The organism is Motilibacter aurantiacus (assembly GCF_011250645.1).
GTDB lineage: Bacteria > Actinomycetota > Actinomycetes > Motilibacterales > Motilibacteraceae > Motilibacter_A > Motilibacter_A aurantiacus.
On record NZ_JAANNO010000010.1, the window covers coordinates 477 to 23,157 of the forward strand.

Genomic DNA, 22,681 nt, shown 5'->3' on the forward strand with positions numbered 1-22,681 from the left:
CAGGGCAGTGGTCTCCATGGGATTTGCCTCCTCGTGCGTTGTGGATAGAGCAGTTGGACGAAGCGCGGCTCAGGTGATCGCTACGCCGATGAGCGTGCCGGCGGCGACGGTGCCGGCACCGGCCGCGACGCCCCACCAGAAGCCGGGGGCCTCGAGCGACTCGAGCTCCTCGACGAGAGCGGTGGTCTCGTTCATGGTTTTCCCTCCTTTCGGGCGTGCTGGGGGAGCTCACGGCGGGACCGCCGTGAGACGTTCTGTGGGGAGATGCCGCCGCGGGGCGGCGGGAGGTCAGGTGGCGGAGACCGTGACGTCTTCGCGGGCCACCTGACGGGCGGCGAGCACGAGCCCGAGCGCGCACCATGCGGCGAAGAGCAGGTAGCCGGCACCGGCCGACAGGTGCTCGGTCGCAGGGTCGTGCACGATCGCGGACTGGGCGCCGCCGGGGAGCCACTTGCCGATCGCGGGCAGGTACTGGATGACGGCGGCCTCGACCATGATCGAGTAGAGCGTCACAGCCGCCACGGCCACCATCTGGTTACGGATCAGCCCGCCCAGCGCGACGCCCCAGACCGCGGAGAACGCGCCGAGCGTGAGCGTTCCGAGGGTCATCTGCAGCATCGGGCCGCTCCAGAGGCCCACCGAGACCCCGTGCGAGGACAGCACCGGGACGCCGATGCCGAGGGCGACGGCCTGCCCCACGGCGGTGAACACCAGCCCGATCGGCACCGCGACGACCGCTTTCGCCAGCAGCCAGCTGCTCCGCGAGGGTGTCGCGATCAGGGACGTCCCCATCGTGCGGTAGCGGCGCTCGCTGGCGACCGACAGCACCCCCACGAGGGTGGCCATCAGCCCGGCGCTGAAGCCGAAGCTCAGCACCGTCAGCCGGCCGGCCTCGCTCGCGATCTCCTGGCCGTTCGGCTGGCCGATCGTCGCCGCGACCATCCCCGTCATCACCGCGGAGAGCAGCGCCCCGGCGAGGCCGAGCCAGAGCACCGTCCTCGTCGTGCGCACCCGGGCGACCTCCGCGGCCACCGCCAGGCGCAGCGCGCCGGGAGGCGCTCCTGCACGGCGTCGGGGCCCGGTGCGGTCGATGTCGTCCGGAGCGAGCGAGAGTGTGGTCACGAGGCCCTCCTCGAGCCGGCGGTGACGTCCTGGTAGAGCTGCTCCAGGCCGCCCTCCACGTCGAGCGTCGCGGCGCGGTCGCCGCTCCAGAGAACGGTGCGGTCGAGGACGACGACCTCGTCGACGACCTGCTCGAGCTCGCCGAGCAGGTGGCTGCTCACCAGGACGGTGGCGCCTCCCGCCGCGGCCGAGCGCAGCTGCTCGCGCAGCCACAGGATGCCGTCGGGGTCGAGCCCGTTGGTCGGCTCGTCCAGGACCAGCACAGCCGGCTCCGGCAGCAGGGCCGCGGCCAGCGCCAGGCGCTGGCGCATCCCGAACGAGTAGGTCTTGACCTTCTTGCGGCCGGCGCTGCCGAGCCCGACCTCCTCGAGCAGCGGGCGTACCCGGGCCGCGGGCGCCCCGAGCGCGGCAGCCTGCACCAGCAGGTGGCCCTCGCCGGTCCGGGCCGGGTGGGCACCCGGCTCGAGCGAGGCCCCCACCGTGCCCGGGGAGAGCTCGGTGACGGAGCGGCCGCCGATGGTGGCGTGCCCGGAGTCCGGCGCCGCCAGCCCGAGCAGGATGCGCAGGGCCGTGGTCTTGCCGGCGCCGTTGCGGCCGACGAAGCCCGTGACCTGCCCGGCCCGTGCGGTGAAGCTGACGTCCGCGAGGACGGGCCGGCCGGCGTACGCCTTGCTGACGCCGTCGAAGGCGATGTCGTGGCCGGTCACCGGGACCTCATCGACAGCGCGATCCCGACGCCGGCGCCGACGGCGAGCGCGAAGACCGCGATCACGACGACGGTCTGGGTGGCGATGGAGCCGCCGCGGACGGCGGCCAGGCTGCCACCGGCGACGACCACCAGGAGCATCGAGCAGATCGTCGCGAGCGCGGTGCTGGTTGTCGAGCTCATGGGGTCTCCCTTCGAGGTTCTCGTGCAGCTCCGGTCGGCCCGGTCTTGCGAGGCCTTCTCGTCGTCGGCCCCGCTTGCTGCACGAGAAGACTCCCCCGGCCCCGACAGCCCTGTCGATGGGTTCGACCTGTCACCAAGGTGCCTGGCAGCGAGTGTCCAGGGGATGCCCTTCCCGGCCTGCCGGCGCTACGCTCGGGCCATGACGCGCACGCAGCAGCAGTGGTGGTGCCGCCTCTAGGCGGCCTGCGCGTCCTCGTCCCAGCAGACCGCCCCGTCCGGGCGTCGTCCGCTGTGCCTTCCCCGTCGCCCGGGCCTTCCTCCCCCGGAGCCCGCCGTGACCGCTCTCGCCGACCACTTGGTCAGCGCTCGCACGCTCGACGAGTACCTCGCCATGTTCGCCCTGTCACCCGCCGACCTTCCCGGCCGGCACGTCCTCGACTGCCCCGGTGGCGCGGCGAGCTTCACCGCCGAGGCGTCCGCGCTCGGTGCGCACGCCGTGGCGGCCGACCCCGCCTATGTGATGCCGCCCGGCGACCTCGCGGTGCGCGCACTGGACGACGCCAGGCGGGGCGCGGACCACGTGGCGGCGAGCTCGTCGCGCTACGACTGGGAGCAGCTCCGGTCCCCGGAAGCCCACTTCGCCTCCCGGGTGGCCGCCGTCGGGCGCTTCGCCTGGGACCGGCGCACGCACCCGACGCGCTACGTGCCGGGCACCCTTCCCGAACTTCAGTTCCCCGATTCCTCGTTCGACCTCGTGCTGAGCTCCCACCTGCTCTTCACCTACGGCGACAGGCTCTCCCCCGACTTCCACGCCTCCTCCCTGCGCGAGCTGCTGCGGGTCTGCCGACCGGGCGGGAGCGTCCGTGTCTACCCGCTGCTCGAGCACTCCGGCGCACCGATGGCCGCGACGCCCGGGCTGCTGGACTGGCTGGGCGCCGTCGGCGTCGACGTGTCGCTGGTGCCGGTGCCGTACCGGTTCCTGCGCGGCGCGGACCGTGCGCTGGTGCTGCGGACGAAGTGACGTCCGCAGCCTACGCTCGTACCGTGGACACGTCCGGCCTGCCCGCCGCCTGGAGGGACGTGGTGCGCGCGCTCGGCGCGACGGCACCCGATGCGTACGTCGAGGCGGCCGGGCAGCGACTGCTGTCGGCGTACGCGGAGCCGCACCGGGCCTATCACGACACCGTGCACCTGGCCGAGGTCCTCACCCGCCTCGACGAGCTGGCGGTCGAGGCGGGCGACGCCGACGTCGTGCGGCTGGCCGCGTGGCTCCACGACGCGGTCTACGACCTGGAGCCCGGCGCGGAGGAGCGCAGCGCCCTGCTCGCGGAGGAGATGCTGCCCGGCCTGGGGCTCCCCGGGACGACCGTTGCCGAGGTGGCGCGGCTCGTCCGGCTGACCACCTCGCACGAGCCCGCACCCGACGACCTCGACGGCAGCGCGCTGGCCGACGCGGATCTGGCCGTCCTCGCGGCGCCCGATGCGCGTTACAGGCAATACGTTGCTGGTGTCCGTGCGGAGTACTCGCGGTACGACGACGTGGCCTTCGCCCACGGGCGTGCCGAGGTGCTGCGCGCCCTGCTCGCACGGCCCGCGCTCTTCCGGACCCGTACGGGCCGGCAGTGGGAGCAGGCTGCCCGGGCCAACGTCGATCGGGAGCTGCGGGAGCTGGCCGCCGGGGGGTAGGCGACCCGAGCCGGCTACGACCGCGACTGCCCGCGCTGCCGGCCGCGCTCGGCCAACGGCTTGCGCAGCCCGGAAGCGCGCAGCCGGACGATCAGCTCCCGCCCGCTCACCGGCTCCGCCCCGAGCTCGATCGCGCGCTCGCGCAGCTCGGCCGGGACGTCGTAGTGGTCGCCCTGGAACGCGCGCCGCGGGATCTCGAGCCGCTCGGCGAAGGCGTGCAGCTCCTCGTACGACTCGTCACTCACCAGGTGCGCCCAGAGCCGGTCCCTCCAGGGCCAGTTCGCGGGGTCGACGAGCACGGACACCCCCCCAGCGTAGAAGGCAGAATGTGCCGGTGACCGACCCGCTGCTCGCCGCCCGGGCGCTCCTGCTGCACGACCTCGCCGCCCGCGGCACCGCGGAGGAGGACGTTCTCGCCCTCGTCGAGGACGTGATCGAGGGACGGCGCTGGTGGGTCGGGACCTGGCCGCAGGGGGCCGAGTTCGTGGCCGGCCAGCTCGCGCAGGACCTGCAGGACCGGCTGCTCGACGAGGCCGGGCGGCGCTGGCCCGGCTGCCCGCTGCACGAGGAGGAGCACGAGCTGCGGGTGGAGCCCGAGCTCGGTCCCGACCCGCACTGGGTGTGCGCGGACGCGGGCGCGGTCGTCGCCCCGCTCGGCGCCCTCTGACGCGCCGCCCTGCCCCGCCCCGCAGCCGGGCCCCGTCCCTCACCCGCTTCCGTGCTCAGCGGGGGTGTGCGTGGGCGGCGCTGTGAGGCGCGTGGGCAGCGCGCCGCGGAAGGGGCGTACGGGCGGCCCTCCGACGCCCACGTCGACGGCGAACACGCGCCCCGCGTCCGGCTCGGCCGCGAGCTGCTCCGGTGACAGGCCCTGGCGGGTCGTGGTGACGAAGAGCGTCGTCCCTGGCCCGAAGCACGGCGCCGTCGGCTGGGACACGGGCATGGCCACCACCGCGAGCACGCGCCCGGACGGGTCGTAGCGACGGACCTCGCCGCCGCCGTACAACGCCGCCCAGACCGTCCCCTCGTCGTCGACCGTGATGCCGTCGGCCGGCGGGCCGTCCCCGAAGTCCACCACGACGCGCGGGTCGCCCAGGCTGCCGCCCTCGACGTCGAACGGGTACGCCCGCAGCACCTTGTGCCCGCTGTCGGCGTGGTACATCGTCCTGCCGTCCGGGCTCCAGCCGAAGCCGTTCGGGACGGTGAAGCCGTCCCCGACGATCTGCACCGACCCGTCCAGGTCGCAGCGGGCCAGCCGGCCCGCCCCGGCCCGCTCGTCGTACGCCATCGTCCCGGCCCAGAGCCGGCCGGCGGGGTCGCAGGCCGCGTCGTTCATGCGCACGTCGCGCCCGGCCTCGGGTTGGGCCAGCTCGCGTACGCCTCCCTCCGCCGACAGCCAGCTGAGCCCCGTCCCGGCCGCCAGCAGCCAGCCGCCGTCGGGCGACTCCGCCGGGGCCGCCGCGCCGAGCGGCACGTCCAGCCGGTGCTCGGCGAGCGTACGCAGCCGGCCGCCCTCCCAGCCGGCCCGCCGCAGCGTTCCCGCCGGGATGTCCACCCAGAGCAGCTCGCTGCGGGCCGCGTCCCAGCGCGGCCCCTCTCCCAGCTCGGCCACCTCGGCAGAGACGGGGTCGGGCCGCGTTGAGGCCGGCGGGGGCGCGTCGGTCGTCATGCCCACCAGCGTCCCCTTCCGTGGGCGAGGTAGTCGGCCCTGGAGCCACCGGGCCGGGACGGCGTGCCCCGCCCGCATGCCCGCTCCACCCCGTGCACCGGTGATCTAGAAGGTGAGGCATCCTGTCCTGCACCCGGCGGAGGGAGGAACCGCACAAATGACGCGCGGAGCTCTGGTCCCTGCGCGGCCGCACGGCTGAGCAGCGGCTCGCGATGCCCCACCGGAAGCGCCACGGCGACGACCCCGTCGAGCGTGCGGCCAGGGCCGCCCTCTGCGACGCCCTGCTCGCCGGCGACGAGCCGCAGGCAGAGGCGGCGGCGATGCTCCTGCTGCGGCGCGGCTGCCCCCTCGCGAGCCTCTACTCCGAGGTCGTGCAGCCGCTGCTCGAGGAGATCGGGGAGGGGTGGGCCAGGGGGGAGGTGTCCGTCGCCGAGGAGCACCGCGCCAGCACGACGGTCCGGGGCCTCGTCATCCGGCTGCGGGCCCACACCACCGCGGCGGCGCCGACCCGCGCGGGTCGGGCGGTGCTGCTGCCCGCGCCGGCCGAGACGCACCTGCTCGGCCTGTCGATGCTCGAGCACGTCCTGCTGGACGCGGGGTGGCGGGTCGACGTGCTCGACCCGCTGCCCGCGCACGAGCTCGGCGCCTACGTCCGCGCCCGAGGAGACGTCAAGGTCGTCGGGCTGGGCGCCTCGACACGGCGGGACAGCCGCGAGCTGACCCGGCTCGTCCTGCAGGTGCGCGGCGAGCTTCCGGACGTCCCGGTCCTGCTCGGCGGCGGCGCGGTCCGCGCGGACCCAGGGCTGCCGGCGCGGGTCGGCGCCGACGGTGGCGCCCGCACCCTGACCGACGCGGTTCAGGTCGTCGAGAAGCTGACCAACCCGCTGACGCCGCGCGAGCTCGACGTGCTCGCCGGAGTGAGCGCGGGCTGCTCGAACAACGAGATCGCCGCCGACATGGGGATCGCGCCGAGCACCGTCAAGTCACACCTGGAGCGGGTCTACACGAAGACCGGGTCCCGCGACCGCGCGGCCGCCGTCGCCACGGCGATGCGCCGGGGCTGGCTGAGGTGACGGCGCCGGTCGGCAGGCGACCGTCAGTCCTCGTCCTCATGCATCCTCCGGTCCGCGGCGTCGAGGAGGGCCGACGGGGTGTCACCGTCGTCGGGGAAGGTGGCGATGCCGGCCGCGGCACCGATCCTGACGCTTCCTGCGCCCGGCAGCTGGATCTCGCGGTCGAGCGCCGAGGTGATCTGGTCGGCGGCCCGGCGGGCGGGAGCAGCGTCGTGCAGCGGCAGGCGAGCCAGGACCGCGACGAACTCGTCGCCGCTGATGCGCGCCAACAGGTCCCCGGCCCGCAGGGTGGCCCGCATGCGACGTGCGGCCTCACGGAGCACGCGGTCACCGGCCGCGTGCCCGCGCGAGTCGTTGACCTGCTTGAACCCGTCGAGGTCCACGAACAGGACGGCCACGCCGTCGCCACGGCGCCGGGCGCGGGCCAGCTCGTGCTCCAGGTGGTCCAGGAGCTGGACCCGGTTGGCGAGCCCGGTGAGCGGGTCGTGGTAGGCGAGGTACGCCGCCCGCTCCTCGCGCTCGACCCGCTCGCTCACGTCGACCTGGTTGCCGATGAAGTGGGTGAGGGCCCCGTCCGGGTCGCGCACCGGCGAGATCGTGATCTCGTTCCAGAACGTCGATCCGTCGCGGCGGTAGTTCAGCAACGTGGCTCGGACCGGGCGGCCGGCAGCGAGCTGGCGGGCGATGGGGCGCACCTGGGTGCGGTCCGTGAGCGGCCCCTGCAGGATGCGGCAGTTGCGGCCGAGCACCTCCTCCGGGACGTAGCCCGTCATGGCCAGGAAGGCGGAGTTCACGTACACGAGCGGCAGGTCGCGCTGACGCGCGTCGGCGATGACGATGCCGTTGGACGCGGTGTCGATGGCGCGCAGCAACAGGCCCGGCAGGTCCTGCGGTGGGACACGCGCGGGGGCGCCGGGCACCGTCCGCGGCCGTGACGGCACGGGCTTGGGCACGGCAGCGGGGCTGCTGCGCACCTTGGCGAGCAGCAGCGCCGCGGCGTCGAGGACCCGCGCCCGATCGTGCGTGAGCACGAAGGCGAACCGCCGCTCCCCGTCCGGGCCCGGGTCGAGCTCGCGGGCGGCGATCGAGGCCGCGTAGTGCGGCGCAACGATCGCCACGACCCACTCCTCGGCCAGCGGGTCCCCCGGGGACAGCGCCGTCCCGCGCACGCCCGGCATCGGCTCGTCCGGCATGCCCGGCCCGAGCAGTGCGGTGAACGCCGTCACGTGGGCGACGGCCTCGTACCGTCGGCGCGTACCGTTCGTCAGCGCGGCCGCATGCTGGAACGACGCGAGCACCACCGTGAGGTCGTCCAGCAGCAGGGCCTGCCGCTCGAGCTGGCGGGAGATCGCCGCGAGCAGCGGGATCCCGGCCACTCCCGCCGTGCTCGTCGCGCTCAGCAGCCCGAAGGGGGTCCCCGTCGGGAGGCGGTGCGTGCCGACCGGGAGCGGCAACGGGTGGTCCGCCGCGGCCGGCTCGGCGGCGGGCCGACCGAACCGCCACCCCTGGCCCAGGCGTGCGCTCGTGGCCAGTGCCCGCTCGAGATGGCCCTCGGTCTCGATGCCCTCGGCCAGGATGAGGGCACCGGTGCGCTCGGCCTGCGCGTGCACCGCGTTGATCGTGGCGGCGAAGCCGAGCGAGGGCTGCTGCCGCACCAGGGCCAGGTCGAGCTTGATGACGTCCGGGGCGAGGAACGGCATGAGCGCAAGGGCCGCGGGCTCGGCCCCCACGTCGTCCAGGGCCACACCCCAGCCGCAGTCGCGCGCCCTGCGCACGCCCGCGAGCAGCTGCCCCGGGCGTTCCAGCAGGTCTCGCTCGGTCACCTCGACCACGACGCGGACGGTGGGCGGGACCAGCTCGGCGAGCTCGGTCAGGCAGGCGGCGCTCAGCTCGGCGAGGGTCCCGGGCTCCACGTTGACGAACAGGCTCAGCGGCTGCGGCACCAGCCGGGTCGCCGCGAGCGCGGCGCGCAGGCAGCGCTCGTCGAGCTCGCGTACCGCTGCAGGACCGATCGCCGCCGCTCGGGCGAACATCGCCTGCGGCGCGACCAGCCCCCCTTCGGCCCGGCCCCGGGCCAGGGCCTCGACCGCGACGACCCGGTTGTCCCGCAGGTCGACGATGGGCTGGAAGACCGGCACGACATCGAGGAGCGCGTCCTGTGGCCCGCTCTGCTCGTCGCCGCGGTGCATGAGCTGTGGCTCCCCCCCGCCGGCCCGCGCAAAACGCCGGACCCCGCCGGGACAGGACAGGCGTGCCGGCGAGGGGCCGTCAGGCAGTGGCTCGGGCACCACCACCCGATCGGCCGAGGGCGCCTACACCAGCACTGAAGTCCCGGGCCCGCCGAACGGCGGAGGCCGCGCTCCCGGCCGCAAGCGGCGCCTACCCCGTAGACCGCACCTTAAGAGGCCCCGTACGGCGGGTGCACCACCGCCGTTGTTGTCGGGCTGTCGAGAAATCCGCCTACATCGCGGGTTTGAGGCGTCGATCCCTCTTCTGCCGCGCCCGACAGGAGCGCGCCCCAGCCCCGGGGACCCACTCCCGCGGCTCGTCACGTCGAAGGAGTAGGGATGCCCCTCACCAAGAACAGTGCGTCGACCGGGGTCCCGGCACCGCGCTCGGCCCCCGTGGCCACCCGCAAGGACGCGCGCGAGTCCGAGGACGCCCGTCGCCGCGCCCGCTCCGTCGCCAAGCAGCAGCAGGCCGCCGAGCGGATCGCCGCGGCGACCACCGAGCTCGCCGCCCAGACCGCGCAGTCGACCGAGGCGTCGCGGCAGCTGCGCGAGGCCATGCAGCAGATCGCCGCGGGCGCCGAGGAGGCCTCGGGCGCGACGCAGGAGTCGCTCGCGGCGACGAACCAGGTCGTCGGCCGCATCCGCACGCAGCAGACCACCAGCAAGCTGGTGCAGGACACCACGACGAAGCTCCAGTCGCTGCTCGAGGACACCGCGGGGGGGATCGCCGGCCTCGTGAGCAACGTGGGCGAGGCCTCCCAGCGGCAGACCGCCTCCGTCGCCATGATCAGCGAGCTGGAGAAGCAGGCCGAGGAGATCGGCCAGATCGTGTCGGCCGTGGCCCGGATCGCGGACCAGACCAACCTGCTCGCGCTCAACGCCGCGATCGAGGCGGCCCGCGCCCGTCAGCACGGCAAGGGCTTCGCCGTGGTGGCGGACGAGGTGCGCACCCTTGCCGAGACCTCCGAGCGCAGCGCGAGCGAGATCCGTGAGCTCATCGACGCCATCCGCACCGGCGTGAACAGCGTCGCCGAGGGCGTCCAGGCGTCCGCGGAGACGTCGCGCGGCGAGGTCGAGAAGGGCAAGGAGATCACGGCGCAGCTCGCGCAGATCGCCGCGGACATGACCGTCATCCTCGAGGGCGCGACCGAGATCGCGACCGCGGCCGGGCAGGCCGAGCGTGCCTCGCAGGACGCCCAGCTGCGCGCGGAGGAGATCGCCGCCGCCGCCGAGCAGCAGTCCGCCGCCGCGGAGGAGTCCCTGCAGACCGTCGAGCAGCAGGGTGCCGCCCTGCAGCAGAGCGAGAAGGCCTCCGAGGAGCTCTCCGAGGTCGCGGACGAGCTGCGCACCAGCGCCGACATCGGCAAGAGCGCCGAGGAGGTGGCCTCCACCGCGGAGGAGCTGTCGGCCGCCGTCGAGGAGATCAACCGCGCAGCTGCTCAGATCTCCACCGCGATCGGGCAGATCAGCACCGGCGCGCAGACCGCCGCGGCCAAGTCGCAGGAGGCCGCCAGCGCGCTCAACCAGATCGAGCAGGGCGCACAGCTCGCCGAGTCGCGTGCCGGCACGTCCGTCGAGAAGGCGAGCACGATGATCGAGCTGCTCGCCGCCAACAAGAGCGCGGTCGACGCCATGATCGAGGCCATCAGCACCGCCGCCGCCTCGGCGAAGGACAGCGTGAAGCAGGTCGTCGAGCTCGAGGTGGTCAGCCGGAAGATCGACAAGATCGTCGACGCGATCGGCAACGTCGCGATCCAGACCAACATGCTGGCCGTCAACGGGTCGGTGGAGTCGGCCCGCGCCGGGGAGTACGGCAAGGGCTTCGCGGTCGTCAGCACCGACATCCGCAACCTGGCCCGGGACTCGGCCGACAACGCCGAGCGCATCAAGGACCTCGTGAAGGAGGTCCAGGACCGGATCACGGCCGTCCGCAACGACCTCGAGGACACGTCGCGGTCCGCCCTCGCCGAGGTCGAGCGGGCGAAGGCGACGACCGCCCGGCTCGTCGAGATCGAGCGTGACATGGGCCTGGTGCGCAACGGCAACGAGGAGGTCCGCGCAGCCTCGCAGGAGATCGCCTCCGCCCTCGCGCAGGTCAAGACCGCTCTCGACCAGATCGCGGCCGCGGCCAACCAGGCCGACTCGCTCACGGGCCAGGCGGCCGCCGCCGCCCGCCAGCAGAGCACCGGCGCCGAGGAGCTCGCGGTCGCCATCGAGGAGATCGCCGCGCTGGCCGACGAGCTGCAGAACGCCTGACCACGCTGAACTACGACGAAGGGCTGGTGCCATGAGCATCACCGAAGTGGGCTTCGTGGTCGAAGACACGGTGCCCGGCTCGCCCGTCGCCGCTCCTTCCGAGGACGCCGACGGCGAGCCGGACACCGGCCGGGACTACGTGACGTTCGAGATGCAGGGCGAGATGTACGCCCTGGAGATGGAGCGCGTCCAGGAGATCATCCGGATGCCGGAGCTGGTCCGGGTGCCGCTGGGCCCGTCCGCGTTGGAGGGACTCGCGAACCTGCGCGGCCGGGTGCTCCCGGTCGTGAGCCTGCGCAGCTGCTGCGGGCTCCAGGGCAGCGATCACACCGAGGCCACGCGCGTGGTCGTCGTGGAGTCGGCCGGCGCGACGCTCGGCTTCGTGGTCGACCGGGTCGCCGCGGTCATCTCCGTCGAGGACGAGCAGGTCGAGAGCGCGGAGGCCGTCCAGTCGACGCTCCGCTCGGACCTCTTGGCTGCGGTCCTCAAGGCCGGTGACGGCCGCATGACGACAGTGCTGGACGTCGAGCACCTCGTCGCGACCGAGTTCGCGGCTCTCGGCCGGCACACGTCCGCCGCGTCCACGAGCGCGGGCGCCTGGTCCCCGGGCGAGACCGCTGGGGAGGAGGAGTCGACCGACACCCTCGAGCTGGTGAGCTTCGCCGTCGACGGGCAGGAGTACGCGCTGCCCATCGACCGCGTGCAGGAGATCGTGCAGGCTCCGGAGCGGGTGACGGCCGTGCCGAACGCGGTGCGCCGCGTGCTCGGGGTCATGGACCTGCGCGGCGGGCTGCTGCCCGTGGTCAGCCTGCGCAGCGTGTTCGGGCTTCCCGTCACCGAGCTCGAGCCGCACAACCGCATCGTGGTCATCACGGTGGAGCGGGAGGGCCGCGAGTCCCTCGTCGGCGTGGTGATGGACACGGTCCGCGAGGTGCTCCGCGTCCCGATGGAGCTCGTCGGCGCCCTGCCGCACGTGGTCTCCGGCGGTGGGCGGCGTACCGAGGTGCAGGCGGTGTGCCGGCTGGAGGAGGGGCGCCGCCTGGTGTCCGTCCTGTCGGCCGACGCGCTCGTCGACGACCGCGCGATGCAGGCCGTGGACGAGCTGGCCGGTGACGCCGCGCAGATCCGTGAGAGGGAGGACCAGATGGCCGACGACGGCCGCGGCGACGACGAGCTCCTCGTCGTCTTCCGCCTCGAGGGCGAGGAGTACTGCGTCGACGTCGACGCGGTGCAGGAGATCATCCGCGTCCCGGAGACGCTCGTGCGGGTGCCGAAGACGCTCGACTTCGTCGAGGGCCTGGTGAACCTGCGCGGTGCCGTGCTCCCCGTGGTCGACCTGCGCACCCGGCTCGGGCTGCACAGGCTGCCCCGCGACGAGCGGCAGCGCATCGTCGTGCTCATCATCGGCGGCGTCCGCACCGGCTTCGTGGTCGACTCGGTCGCCGAGGTGGCGAAGGTCGGCGGCGGGCAGCTGGAGCCCGCTCCCGAGCTCTCCGACGAGCAGGCCCGCGTCGTGACCCGTGTCGCCAACCTCCCCGGCCAGGGGCGCATGCTCCTCGTCCTCGAGCCAGACGAGCTGCTCGGGGCGGAGCAGGTCGCACTCCTGGCCGAGGAGGTGCCGGCAGCCGGAGCTGCGGCATGAGCGCCGGCACCAAGGTGCTCGTCGTCGACGACTCGGCGCTGATGCGCAAGGCGCTCAAGTCGATGCTCGCGGACGCCGGCGGCTTCGAGGTGCACCTGGCCCGCAACGGCGAGGACGCCCTCGAGCAGATCCCGCGCCTCGAGCCCGACGTGGTGACGCTCGACGTCAACATGCCGGTCATGGACGGGCTCACGTGCCTTGCCGAGATCATGCGCGAGCACCCGCTGCCCGTCGTCATGGTCTCCTCGCTCACCGAGCGCGGGGCCCTCGTGACGCTCGAGGCCCTCGAGCTCGGCGCGGTGGACTACGTCGAGAAGCCCGGCGGCACCGTCTCGCTCAACATGCGGGACGCGGCGGACGAGCTGGTCGACAAGGTCCGGCGGGCGGCCCGGGCGCGCATGCGGGCGGGCGGCCTGGCCGCCCGCCTGCGTCGGGCCCGGGAGGAGTCGTACGCAGCGGCCTCCGCCCCGCGCGCGGCACCGGGGCGTGGGGCGGGCGTCGCGTCGGCTGCGGGAGCGGCCGACCTGGTCGTGATCGGGGCGAGCACGGGCGGGCCCGCACTGCTCTCCGAGCTGCTCGCGCAGCTGCCGGCGAGCTGTGCGGCGCCGGTCCTGGTGGCACAGCACATGCCGCAGTCGTTCACCGGGCCGCTCGCCCGGCGCATCGACCAGTCCTGCCCGCTCCCGGTGCAGGAGGTCACCGGGCTGACCGAGGTCCGCCCCGGGCACGTGTACGTCGCCCGGGGCGACGCGGACATGGTGCTCACCAGGCGCTCCGGCGGCCTGGCCGCGCGCCCCGCGCCGGCGGGGCCGAGCTACCGCTGGCACCCGAGCGTGGACCGCCTCGTGCAGTCCGCGATGGACGTGGTCGACCCGCGCCGCACGGTGGGCGTCCTGCTCACCGGCATGGGCGACGACGGCGCGGAGCAGATGGCCGCACTGCACGCCCGGGGCGGTCGCACGATCGCCGAGTCGGAGGAGTCGGCGGTGGTCTGGGGCATGCCCGGCCAGCTCGTCGCCCGTGGCGGGGCCTCGCGCGTGCTGCATGCCGACGACATCCCGGCCCAGCTGGCGGCCTGGCTCTGACGAGCCGACACACGAAGAGCGATTCGCACTACACGACTGGGAAGGCACGACGATGGGGCTGGTACGACGTACGGCGCAGGCGCCCGCGGCCGAGGAGCAGCGGGCGGCCCGCCGTGACTCGGCGGGGCTGCAGCAGCAGCTGCGTGCCGGGGACGCCGAGCAGCGCCGGCGGGCCGCCCTCGACCTGGAGGGCGATGCAGCGGCCGTCCCGGCCCTGCTCGCCGCGCTGCAGGAGGAGCGGGACGTCCCGGCTCGGGAGGCGCTCCTGACGACGCTCGCCGGGCACGACGTGGCCGAGGTGGGGCTCGCCCTCTCGGGAGAGCTGCGCAGCGAGGACGCCACACGCCGCAACGCCGCGGTGAACGCCTTGCAGGCCATGCCCCTCGCCGTCGAGTCGCTCGTCGGCCAGGGCATCCTGCAGGACGAGGACGCCGACGTCCGGGTGCTCGCCGTGATGGTGCTGTCCGCCGTCGCCCACCCGGGCGTCCCCGAGTGGCTGCGCCCGGTGGTGGCTGCCGACCCCGAGCCGAACGTCGTGGCGGCGGCGGTCGACGTGGCCGTCACCATCGGCAGCGGGATCGCCCACGAGCTGTCCACCGTGGCCACCGGCCGCTTCCCGCAGAACCCCTACCTGCACTTCCTGGCCCGGCAGGCGGCCCGCACATGAGCGTCAGCACGACCGGCACCGAGCCAGGTCTGAGCGAAGCTCAGTTCAGCCGTGTGCGCGAGTGGGTCTATCGCCGCACGGGGATCCAGTTCGCGGACAACAAGCGCTACTTCGTCGACAAGCGCGTCCAGGCCTGCGTGCGGGAGCACGGCGGCGGGTTCGACGCGTGGTTCGCCGGGCTGCGCCTCGGTGCCAACGCCGCGCTCGCCCAGGAGCTCATCAACGAGCTCACCGTCAACGAGACGTACTTCCTGCGGGAGGACCACCAGTTCGACGCGCTCGTGAAGAGCGTCCTGCCGCGCGTCGCCGCGGAGCGCAGGGCGACCGGGAGCACCGACCCGATCCGCATCCTGAGCCTGCCGTGCTCGACCGGTGAGGAGCCGTACTCCATCGGGCTCCGGCTGCTCGAGGACTGGGGCGACATCGAGGACTTCGACGTCGAGATCGTCGCCGGCGACATCGACACCCGGGTCCTGCAGTTCGCCCAACGGGGCGAGTACGGGCCGCGTTCGATGCAGCGGGTGCCGCTCGCCGTGCGGACGCGGTGGTTCGACCGGGTGAAGGCCGACACGCACCGCGTCAAGCCCGACCTGCGCGACGCCATCGACTTCCGCATCGTGAACGTCTGCGACACCGAGTCGATGCGCGCCTACCGGGACTTCGACGTCGTCTTCTGCCGCAACCTGCTCATCTACTTCGACGAGATCTCCTCGCGCCGAGCGGCCGAGAACCTGTTCGGTGCCCTACGGCCCGGTGGCCACCTGTTCCTCGGCCACTCGGAGTCGATGAGCCGCATCTCCCCCATCTTCACGCCCGTCCGTCTGCCGGAGGGCATCGTCTACCAGCGCCCGCCGATCGGAGCAGCACCGTGACCGTCGAGACCTCCAACGACCGCCGTGCCCTCGTCGTCGACGACGCGCCCACGGTGCGCCTGTACCACGGGGAGATCCTGCGCTCGGCGGGCTTCTCCGTCGACGAGGCGGGCAACGGGCTCGAGGCGCTCGAGCTGGCGCTGTCGGCGCGCTACGACCTTCTCGTCGTGGACGTGAACATGCCGCAGATGGACGGCTACGAGCTGGTCCGCCGGCTGCGTGCCGAGGAGCCGGGGCTCGACTGCCCGATCGTCACGATCAGCACCGAGGCCGACGACAGCGACGCCGAGACGGCTTACCGGGCCGGCGCCAACCTCTACCTGGTCAAGCCCGTGGCACCGGGCCTGCTCGAGCAGGTCGCTTCCCTGCTCACCACGCCTCTTCCCGCCCCGTGGAGCCTGACGTGAACAACCCACTCCTCGCCCAGTTCATCGCCGAGGCGGCGGACCTGCTCGCCGAGGTGGACCAGGGCCTGCTCCGCCTGGAGCAGGACCCGGGCGACGGCGACCTCGTCAACGCGGTCTTCCGGGCTGCCCACACGTTCAAGGGCTCGTCCGGCCTGTTCGACCTGCCGGAGCTGACGCGGCTGACCCACGCCGCCGAGGACCTGCTCGACGCGGTACGCAGCGGCGCGCTGGCGCTGAACGGCGACATGGTGGACGACCTGCTCGCCGCGTTCGACGCCGTACGCGCCTGGATCCCGGTCATCGAGGCCACCGGCAGCGCGCCCGCGGGTGCCGCCGCGACCGGCGAGAGCCTGGCCCGTCGGCTGCGCGCCCCGCTCGGCCCGTCCGGCGACAGCACGCCGGGTGGCGCGGTCCCCGGCACGGCGGCCCCCACCAGGCCGTCCGAGCTGCCGTCCGAGCTGCCCTCGGAGCTGCCGGCCTGGGTGCTGGGCCTGGGCGAGGAGAGGCTGCGCGGCCTGCTGCCGTGGCTGGAGGCCACCGGGGCGAGCATCCGCGCGCTCGACTACCGCCCCGACGCGGGCTGCTTCTTCCGCGGGGAGGACCCGCTGCACCTGGTCCGCCAGGTGCCCGCCCTGGAGCTGCTGGAGGTCGGCGTCCCCGCCGACCTGCCGCCCGTGGCCGACCTCGACGAGTACGAGAGCGTGCTGCGCTTCACTGCGCTCACCCGAGCCGCGATGCAGGAAGTTCGTTACGTCTTCCGCTACGTCCCCGACCAGGTCGAGGTCGTGGAGGTCACCGCCGAAGGCCTCGCCGGGCTGCTGGACCCTGCAGCCGTCAGGCCTTCGGAGCAGGGTGAGGAGGCGAGGGACACCGCACCGGCGACCGGTGACGCATCGGTCGCCGGTGCGGTCCTCACCGCGCAGCGGAAGGCCCTGAGCGGGGCGTTCACCCCCGCGACCAGGGCCTCCGCCGTCGCCGCCGCCGTCCGTGCCGCGGCCGCCGCCGGTCTCGACGCCGGGCCGCCGGACGAAGGGCTGGGCGACGCCGAGCTGCTGTCCTGGCTGGACGGGCTGGTGCAGGTGCAGGGTGACGCGACGTCCGCCGCTGTTCCCGCCCAGCGCACCGCGCCGCCCGGGGAGCAGAGCGCTCCGGCCGCCACGGCCGGTGACCCGGTCCCGGACGAGGCCGGCTCCGGGAGCCGCGTGCTGAAGATCGAGCAGGCCAAGGTGGACCGGCTGCTCGACCTGGTCGGCGAGCTCGTGGTGGCCAAGAACTCCCTGCCCTTCGTCGCTGCGGCGGCGGAGGAGGAGGGCCATCGGGCGCTCGCCCGGCGCATCAAGGACGAGTACGCCGTCGTCAGCCGGGTCAGCGAGGAGCTGCAGCAGGCCGTGATGGACGTCCGGATGCTCCCGGTGGCCACGGCGTTCGCCAGGGCGCCCCGGCTCGTCCGGGACCTGTCGCGCAAGCTCGGCAAGCAGGTGCGCCTGGTCCAGGAGGGCGAGGACACCGCGGCCGACAAGGACGTCATCGAGATGCTCGCCGAGCCGCTCGTGCACCTCGTCCGCAACAGCCTGGACCACGGCATCGAGTCGCCGGCCGACCGGGAGGCCGCCGGCAAGCCGGCGGAAGCGACCCTCGTCCTGCGTGCGGTGCCGGACGGCGACGCCGTCGTGGTGGAGGTGATCGACGACGGGCGAGGGATCGACGTCGACAAGGTCCGCCGCAAGGCGTACGAGCGCGGCATCGTGGAGGAGGCCGCCCTGGAGTCGATGAGCGATGCACAGATCGCTGATCTCATCTTCGCCCCGGGATTCTCCACCGCAGATGCGATCTCCGACGTCTCCGGGCGCGGCGTGGGTATGGACGCCGTGCGCAGTGCCATCGAGCGGCTGGGTGGAAGCGTGGCGACGGACTCGCGCCCCGGCGAGGGCCTGACGATCCGGCTCCGGCTCCCGCTGACGATGGCGGTGTCCCGGGTCCTGCTGCTCACGGCCGGTGGTCAGCGCTTCGGCGTCCCGATCGACGACGTGGTCGAGACGGTCCGGGTCCCGTGGAGCGAGGTGACCCGCGTCGCGGGACGGCAGGTGCTCGTGCTGCGCGACGAGGTCGTGCCGCTCGCGTCCCTCGCGGGCCTGCTCGACCTGCCCGCCGGGGAGCGTCGGGACGAGGTCAGCGTGCTCGTCGTCCGCACGACGACGGGCCCGCTGGGGATCCTCGTGGACCGGTTCCACCAGAACACCGACGTCATCCTCAAGCCGCTCGATGGGCTGCTGGCCGGCACTCCCGGCTACTGCGGCACGGCCTTGCTCGGTGACGGCCTCGTACTGCTCGTGCTCGACGTGAAGGAGTTGAACAACCGTGCCGCTGCAGCTGGGTAGCCGTACCGCCGTCCTGGAGGGCGTTCTCACCGTCGAGGAGGCCGAGCCGTTGGCGGCCTGGCTCCGCGAGACCCCCGGGGCGCGCGTGAACCTGCGGAACTGCACGCATCTGCACACGGCCGGGCTCCAGGCATTGCTGGCTGCGCGCGTAAAGGTGAGCGTCCCGCCGGTCGATGAATTCCTCAGGGCCTGGGTCGCGCCGCTGCTCGAGCGTTCTGCCACCTCCCCGGACACCCCGAAGCCCCGCGACGACTCTGCGAAGGAAACACCATGAAGACCGTCATGCTCGTCGACGACTCCCCCACGATGCTCATGAGCATCAAGTCCGTGCTCACGAAGGCCGGCCTGTCCGTCGAGACGGCGAAGGACGGCCAGGACGCGCTGGACCAGATCAAGAAGGGCCTCAAGCCCAACCTCGTGATCAGTGACGTCAACATGCCGCGCCTCGACGGCATCTCCTTCGTCCGGGAGGCACGCAAGGCCGGGCTGCGCTTCGTCCCGATCCTCATGCTGACGACCGAGTCCGAGCAGTCCAAGCGCGAGGAGGCCAAGAAGGCCGGCGCCACCGGATGGCTCGTCAAGCCCGTGCAGCCGGACGCCCTGCTCGGCGTCGTCCGCCAGGTCCTTCCCGGAGCGTGAGCGATGCGCTGGCCATGGCAGGAGCCCCAGGGCGCCCGGTCCCCGGACCTCCCCGACACCACTGAGGTGGCGCGCGTCCTCGAAGCCGCGCAGCCGCTGATCGACGTCGTCTCCGCGCAGCTGCGCGACGTCGTGACCCACACCGAGGACGCCGCCTTCGGCGTCATGAACGGGGCGCAGGACGCCGACAGCGAGGCCGAGGCACTCTCGGCCTTCGCCCGCGATCTCGCGCAGCGGACCGGCGAGGACGCCGAGCGGGTCGCCACGGCCACGCGGACCAACGCCGAGTCGGTCGAACAGCTCGTGGCGCTCGTCAGCGAGCGGGACCGCGCGCTCCTGGGCCTGGTCGAGGAGGTGCGCGGGCTCGACCGGTACGTGGCGGCCATCGCCGAGGTCGCGCGGGCCACCACGATCCTGGCCCTCAACGCGAAGATCGAGGCGGTGCGGGCCGGCGCGGCAGGGCAGGGCTTCTCCGTCGTCGCCGACGAGGTGCGCGAGCTCTCGCGCGAGTCGGCGGCGGCGGCCGAGGACATCCGGCAGGGCATCTCCCGGGTGACGGGCCTCATCGAGCAGCGCCTGGGCAGCGACGCGGCGAGCGCGTCGAGCTCGGCGGCGATCAACGCCCGGCTGGAGGCGATCGCGGAGGCCCAGCACGACATGGCCTCGATGCTCACCGAGACCGTGGCCGGGACCCGGTCGGCCGTGGAGCAGGTGGAGGCGTCGGCCGAGTCCCTCAGCGCGCGGACGAACGGCATCCTCGCGCAGACCCAGTTCCAGGACATCACCCGGCAGACGGTCGAGGCCGTGATCGGGGCCCTGACCGGGCTCGGCGGGCGCGTGACCACGGTGGTCGGGCACCTGCGGGGAGAAGCGGACGCGGCCGCGGTGCGCGGCCTGGAGGACGCGGTGGACGCCCTCTCCACGACGTACGTGTCGCAGCGGCAGCGCGCGGTGCACGCGTCGGCCTCCGGAGCCGCGTCCGGCACGGCGAGCGCGCCGGCGATCGAGCTCTTCTGAGCCGCCGGGCCGGCGAGCCGCGCTCCTCGTTGTCCAGGCGGGAACAAAGTCGCTCACGCAAAGTGCTCAGCAAGTTACTAGAATGGTCGACCTGGGGTTGCGGGCACCGGCTGACGGTGCTCGATCGGGGCGGGCGGGCAGGACTGCTGCGGGGGCTCCGACCGCCCCCGCCAAGCGCGGCCGTGGCCTACGCGAAGAGATGGGGAGAGCATGCCGCCGAGCAGCGTGACCGACCCGGACGCCACCTCGAGCGCGCCCGCGCGGCCGACGCGGGAGGCCGCTGCGCCGCTGCACGCGCTGCTCGAGTGCGCCGAACGCAGTGCGGCGGTGGAGCGGGCGCTGCTGCACGCGGGCAGCCGCAGCGCTGACCTCGACGCCTTCGCCCGGCTCGCCGCCGAGGTGGGCGGCACCGAGATCGGGCTGGTCAGCCTGATCTCCTCGCGCGGACAGGCCTACGTGGGGCGCAGCGACCGAGCGCTGCCGGAGAGCCTCGCGGTGCCCGCCGCGCTCGTCCAGTGCACCGCGGTGGTGTCCTCGGGCGACACCGTGGTCGTGCCGGACGTGCCGGCCCACCCCACCTTCGGCGCCCATCCCGCGGCCCGGGCCGGCCTGCTCGGCTACTACGCCGGCGCCCCCGTCGTGGACGAGGACGGGCAGGTGCTCGGCGCGGTGTGCGCCATCGACCCCTCGCCGCGCGCAGGGGCCAGCCCGCGCCAGCTCGCGGCGCTGCGGGACGTCGCGGCCGAGGTGTCGGCGCTGCTCACGCTCGCCCGCCGCGAGGCCGAGCAGGCCGCCCAGGCACGGGTGCTCGCGGCTGTGGCGGCCGACGAGCCGCTGGCCACGAGCCTCACCCTGCTCGCCTCCGAGCTCGAGCAGTTGATCGCGGGCGGTGTGGCCTGCTCGGTGATGCTGGTGGACGACGACCGCGCGGTGCTGCGCGTCGGGGCCGCCCCCACCTTCCCGGCCGACGTCGTCGAGCTCCTCGACGGGCTGCCCATCGGCCCGGGCAACGGCGCGTGCGGGGAGGCGGCGTACACCGGGCAGTCGGCGTCGATCGTCGACGGGGTCGACTACCCGGACGACTTCGTCCGCAGCCTGCTCGCCCAGGTCGGCATGCGCGCCGTCGCCTCGATGCCCGTGCTGACCTCGGACGGCTCGGCCGTGCTCGGCGCCTTCGCGGTCTACCGCCGCCACCCCGGCGTGCCGAGCCGCTACGAGTGGTCCCTGCTGAGCAGCTTCCGCGACCTCACCCGGCTCGTCGTGGAGCAGTCGCGCGCCCGGGACCGGCTGACCGAGCTGGCCACCCGTGACACCGTCACCGGCCTGCTCAATCGCAGCGCGTTCCTGCAGCAGGCCGAGCAGGCGCTGCGCACGCCCCCGGTCCCGGGGCGCGAGCACGTGCTGCTGTTCTGCGACATCGACCACTTCAAGCTCGTCAACGACACCCGCGGGCACGCGGCGGGTGACGCCTACCTGCGGGCCGCCGCCGACGCGCTGTCGGAACGGCTGCGGCCGGGTGACCTCGCCTGCCGGTACGCCGGCGACGCCTTCACCATCCTCGCCCGGGACGTGCCCAGCGGGGCGGTCCAGGCCCTCGCCGACCGCGCCGTCTCGGCGTTCGCGGTCCCGGTCACGGTCGCCGGCCACGACCTGCGGCTCACGGCGAGCGTGGGCGCCGCCGGCAGCGCGGTGACCGGCACCTCCGTCGGCGCGCTGCTCATCGACTCCGACCTGGCGATGCACGAGGCCAAGGCCGCCGGCCGCTCCCGGGCGATCGTCTGCGACGCCTCGCTGCGCGACCGGTCGCACGCCGACAACGACCTGGCGCTCGCCCTGCGCGACGCCATCGCGGCCGGGGAGCTCGAGGTGGCGTACCAGCCCGAGATCGACATCGCCACCGGCCGGCTGATCGGGCTCGAGGCGCTCGCCCGGTGGAACCGGCCAGGCCACGGCTTCGTGAGCCCCGGCGTCTTCATCCCGCTGGCCGAGCAGTCAGGGCTCATCGAGCAGCTGGGCCGGTCGGTCCTGACCCGCGCGCTGCTCGACCTCGCCGCCTGGCGGGAGGAGTTCTGGGCCGCGCGGGACCTGAGGGTCTGGGTCAACGTCTCGGCCCGGCAGCTGGACGGGGCGCACTTCGCGCACGAGGTCGACCGGCTGCTCCGGCGGGCGGGCCTGCCGGCGTCGGCGCTGGGGCTCGAGGTCACCGAGAGCGCGGTCCTCGGGGACGGGACCGCGACCCTGGAGGCGTTGCGTGCACGTGGCCTGCGGGTCGCCATCGACGACTTCGGCACGGGCTACTCGAGCCTCGGGGCGCTCAGCGAGCTTCCCGTCGACGTGCTGAAGGTCGACCGCTCGTTCGTCATGCGGCTCGACACCGAGAACTCGGGGCTGCAGATCGTCACGGCCATCCTCGCGATGGCGAGGGCGCTCGGCCTGTCCGTCGTGGCCGAGGGCATCGAGACCGACGCGCAGCTGGCCGCCCTCGCGTCGCTGGGGTGCGAGGTCGGTCAGGGCTACCTGCTCGGCCGGCCGCAGCCGGCCGCGGCGATCGCAGCCCTGCTCGGGGACCGGCAGCAGGCTGCCCTGGCCGGCTGACGAGGCCTGCCATGCTCGGTGTCGTGGCCGCCCACGACACCGCTCACCCCGCCGCAAGCCCCCCGGCCGACAGCGTCCCCCCGACGGCACCGGAGCTCGCAGGGGTGCTCGCCGAGCTACGGGACCGCGAGCCGCTCTTCCACCGGCCCGAGCTCGGCGTCGCCGAGCAGGACCTCGAGCGCCAGCTCGCGCCCGACTTCTTCGAGGTCGGGGCCTCGGGCCGGCGCTACGGACGTCAGCACGTCAAGCGGGCCCTGCTCGAGCGGTACGCCGCGGGCGGGGACGACCCGTGGGAGACGTCCGGGTTCCACTGCCGCGAGCTCGGCCCGGGCACCTACCTGCTGACGTACACCCTGCGTCAGGGCGACCGCGTCACCCGGCGGTCGACGGTCTGGCGACGCGCCGGGGGCAGCTGGCAGGTGCTCTACCACCAGGGCACGCCGGTCAGCGGCTGAG

23 protein-coding genes are annotated in these 22,681 nt (G+C 74.0%); 16 read left to right on the top strand and 7 right to left on the bottom strand.

Annotated elements, in window-relative coordinates; all coding sequences use genetic code 11:
- Positions 1 to 69: 69 nt before the first annotated feature.
- The 4 genes from G9H72_RS22520 to G9H72_RS21860 form a co-directional block, all read right to left on the bottom strand.
- Positions 70 to 195, bottom strand: coding sequence for a daptide-type RiPP (locus G9H72_RS22520; RefSeq protein ID WP_269205307.1), 126 nt, complete (start codon positions 193 to 195; stop codon positions 70 to 72).
- Positions 196 to 288: 93 nt separating this feature from the next.
- Positions 289 to 1,122: a hypothetical protein gene (locus G9H72_RS15950; protein ID WP_166172877.1), complete on the bottom strand. Its 834-nt coding sequence runs from the start codon at positions 1,120 to 1,122 to the stop codon at positions 289 to 291.
- Positions 1,119 to 1,829 (bottom strand): ATP-binding cassette domain-containing protein, encoded by a 711-nt coding sequence (locus G9H72_RS22525; protein WP_331272357.1) that lies wholly within the window; start codon positions 1,827 to 1,829, stop codon positions 1,119 to 1,121. The genes G9H72_RS15950 and G9H72_RS22525 overlap by 4 nt, the downstream gene beginning before the upstream one ends.
- Positions 1,826 to 2,011, bottom strand: coding sequence for a hypothetical protein (locus G9H72_RS21860; RefSeq protein ID WP_166172879.1), 186 nt, complete (start codon positions 2,009 to 2,011; stop codon positions 1,826 to 1,828). The genes G9H72_RS22525 and G9H72_RS21860 overlap by 4 nt, the downstream gene beginning before the upstream one ends.
- A gap of 334 nt (positions 2,012 to 2,345) precedes the next feature.
- Here G9H72_RS21860 and G9H72_RS15965 point away from each other — a divergent pair, with 334 nt between their 5' ends.
- Both G9H72_RS15965 and G9H72_RS15970 read left to right on the top strand, forming a co-directional pair.
- Entirely contained in the window at positions 2,346 to 3,032 is a 687-nt protein-coding gene (locus tag G9H72_RS15965) for a methyltransferase domain-containing protein (RefSeq protein ID WP_331272358.1), read from the top strand.
- 23 nt (positions 3,033 to 3,055) lie between these two features.
- The gene (locus G9H72_RS15970; RefSeq protein WP_166172881.1) at positions 3,056 to 3,697 is read left to right on the top strand and encodes an HD domain-containing protein; all 642 of its coding nucleotides are present in this window, start codon (positions 3,056 to 3,058) and stop codon (positions 3,695 to 3,697) included.
- Between the two features lie 14 nt (positions 3,698 to 3,711).
- On the opposite strand, the gene G9H72_RS23110 is transcribed toward G9H72_RS15970, so the two are convergent.
- Positions 3,712 to 4,002: a DUF4031 domain-containing protein gene (locus G9H72_RS23110; RefSeq protein ID WP_166172883.1), complete on the bottom strand. Its 291-nt coding sequence runs from the start codon at positions 4,000 to 4,002 to the stop codon at positions 3,712 to 3,714.
- 23 nt (positions 4,003 to 4,025) lie between these two features.
- Here G9H72_RS23110 and G9H72_RS23115 point away from each other — a divergent pair, with 23 nt between their 5' ends.
- Positions 4,026 to 4,364, top strand: a complete 339-nt coding sequence (locus tag G9H72_RS23115) for a hypothetical protein (protein ID WP_166172885.1) — start codon at positions 4,026 to 4,028, stop codon at positions 4,362 to 4,364.
- 39 nt (positions 4,365 to 4,403) lie between these two features.
- Here G9H72_RS23115 and G9H72_RS15985 read toward each other — a convergent pair whose 3' ends face one another.
- Complete coding sequence (locus G9H72_RS15985; RefSeq protein ID WP_166172887.1) at positions 4,404 to 5,363, bottom strand: SMP-30/gluconolactonase/LRE family protein; 960 nt, start codon at positions 5,361 to 5,363, stop codon at positions 4,404 to 4,406.
- 212 nt (positions 5,364 to 5,575) lie between these two features.
- On the opposite strand from G9H72_RS15985, the gene G9H72_RS15990 reads away from it, so the two are divergent.
- The gene (locus G9H72_RS15990; protein ID WP_166172889.1) at positions 5,576 to 6,436 is read left to right on the top strand and encodes a LuxR C-terminal-related transcriptional regulator; all 861 of its coding nucleotides are present in this window, start codon (positions 5,576 to 5,578) and stop codon (positions 6,434 to 6,436) included.
- A gap of 23 nt (positions 6,437 to 6,459) precedes the next feature.
- Here the strand turns inward: G9H72_RS15990 and G9H72_RS15995 are convergent, their stop codons facing one another.
- Entirely contained in the window at positions 6,460 to 8,625 is a 2,166-nt protein-coding gene (locus G9H72_RS15995) for a diguanylate cyclase domain-containing protein (RefSeq protein WP_166172891.1), read from the bottom strand.
- A 378-nt stretch (positions 8,626 to 9,003) separates the two neighbouring features.
- Here G9H72_RS15995 and G9H72_RS16000 point away from each other — a divergent pair, with 378 nt between their 5' ends.
- The 12 genes from G9H72_RS16000 (at position 9,004) to G9H72_RS16055 (ending at position 22,680) form a co-directional block, all read left to right on the top strand.
- A complete protein-coding gene (locus tag G9H72_RS16000; protein ID WP_166172893.1) occupies positions 9,004 to 10,923 on the top strand; it encodes a methyl-accepting chemotaxis protein in 1,920 nt (639 codons plus the stop codon).
- 31 nt (positions 10,924 to 10,954) lie between these two features.
- Positions 10,955 to 12,565, top strand: a complete 1,611-nt coding sequence (locus tag G9H72_RS16005; protein ID WP_166172895.1) for a chemotaxis protein CheW — start codon at positions 10,955 to 10,957, stop codon at positions 12,563 to 12,565.
- Positions 12,562 to 13,650, top strand: a complete 1,089-nt coding sequence (gene cheB / locus G9H72_RS16010) for a chemotaxis-specific protein-glutamate methyltransferase CheB (protein WP_166172897.1) — start codon at positions 12,562 to 12,564, stop codon at positions 13,648 to 13,650. Before G9H72_RS16005 ends, cheB begins: the two co-directional genes overlap by 4 nt.
- A gap of 52 nt (positions 13,651 to 13,702) precedes the next feature.
- Positions 13,703 to 14,317 carry a HEAT repeat domain-containing protein gene (locus tag G9H72_RS16015; protein WP_166172899.1) on the top strand — a complete coding sequence of 205 codons (615 nt, stop codon included), beginning with the start codon at positions 13,703 to 13,705 and terminating at the stop codon, positions 14,315 to 14,317.
- Entirely contained in the window at positions 14,314 to 15,189 is an 876-nt protein-coding gene (locus G9H72_RS16020) for a CheR family methyltransferase (protein WP_166172901.1), read from the top strand. Before G9H72_RS16015 ends, G9H72_RS16020 begins: the two co-directional genes overlap by 4 nt.
- Positions 15,186 to 15,596, top strand: coding sequence for a response regulator (locus G9H72_RS16025; RefSeq protein ID WP_166172903.1), 411 nt, complete (start codon positions 15,186 to 15,188; stop codon positions 15,594 to 15,596). The genes G9H72_RS16020 and G9H72_RS16025 overlap by 4 nt, the downstream gene beginning before the upstream one ends.
- Positions 15,593 to 17,974, top strand: coding sequence for a chemotaxis protein CheA (locus G9H72_RS16030; RefSeq protein WP_166172905.1), 2,382 nt, complete (start codon positions 15,593 to 15,595; stop codon positions 17,972 to 17,974). The genes G9H72_RS16025 and G9H72_RS16030 overlap by 4 nt, the downstream gene beginning before the upstream one ends.
- A complete protein-coding gene (locus G9H72_RS16035; protein WP_166172907.1) occupies positions 17,955 to 18,248 on the top strand; it encodes a hypothetical protein in 294 nt (97 codons plus the stop codon). The genes G9H72_RS16030 and G9H72_RS16035 overlap by 20 nt, the downstream gene beginning before the upstream one ends.
- On the top strand, positions 18,245 to 18,613 hold the full coding sequence (locus G9H72_RS16040; protein WP_166172909.1) for a response regulator: 369 nt from the start codon (positions 18,245 to 18,247) through the stop codon (positions 18,611 to 18,613). Before G9H72_RS16035 ends, G9H72_RS16040 begins: the two co-directional genes overlap by 4 nt.
- Before the next feature lie 3 nt (positions 18,614 to 18,616).
- Positions 18,617 to 19,630, top strand: coding sequence for a methyl-accepting chemotaxis protein (locus G9H72_RS16045; protein WP_166172911.1), 1,014 nt, complete (start codon positions 18,617 to 18,619; stop codon positions 19,628 to 19,630).
- 210 nt (positions 19,631 to 19,840) lie between these two features.
- Entirely contained in the window at positions 19,841 to 22,225 is a 2,385-nt protein-coding gene (locus tag G9H72_RS16050; RefSeq protein ID WP_166172913.1) for a sensor domain-containing phosphodiesterase, read from the top strand.
- A 23-nt stretch (positions 22,226 to 22,248) separates the two neighbouring features.
- Positions 22,249 to 22,680 (top strand): nuclear transport factor 2 family protein, encoded by a 432-nt coding sequence (locus G9H72_RS16055; protein WP_331272359.1) that lies wholly within the window; start codon positions 22,249 to 22,251, stop codon positions 22,678 to 22,680.
- Position 22,681: the final 1 nt, after the last annotated feature.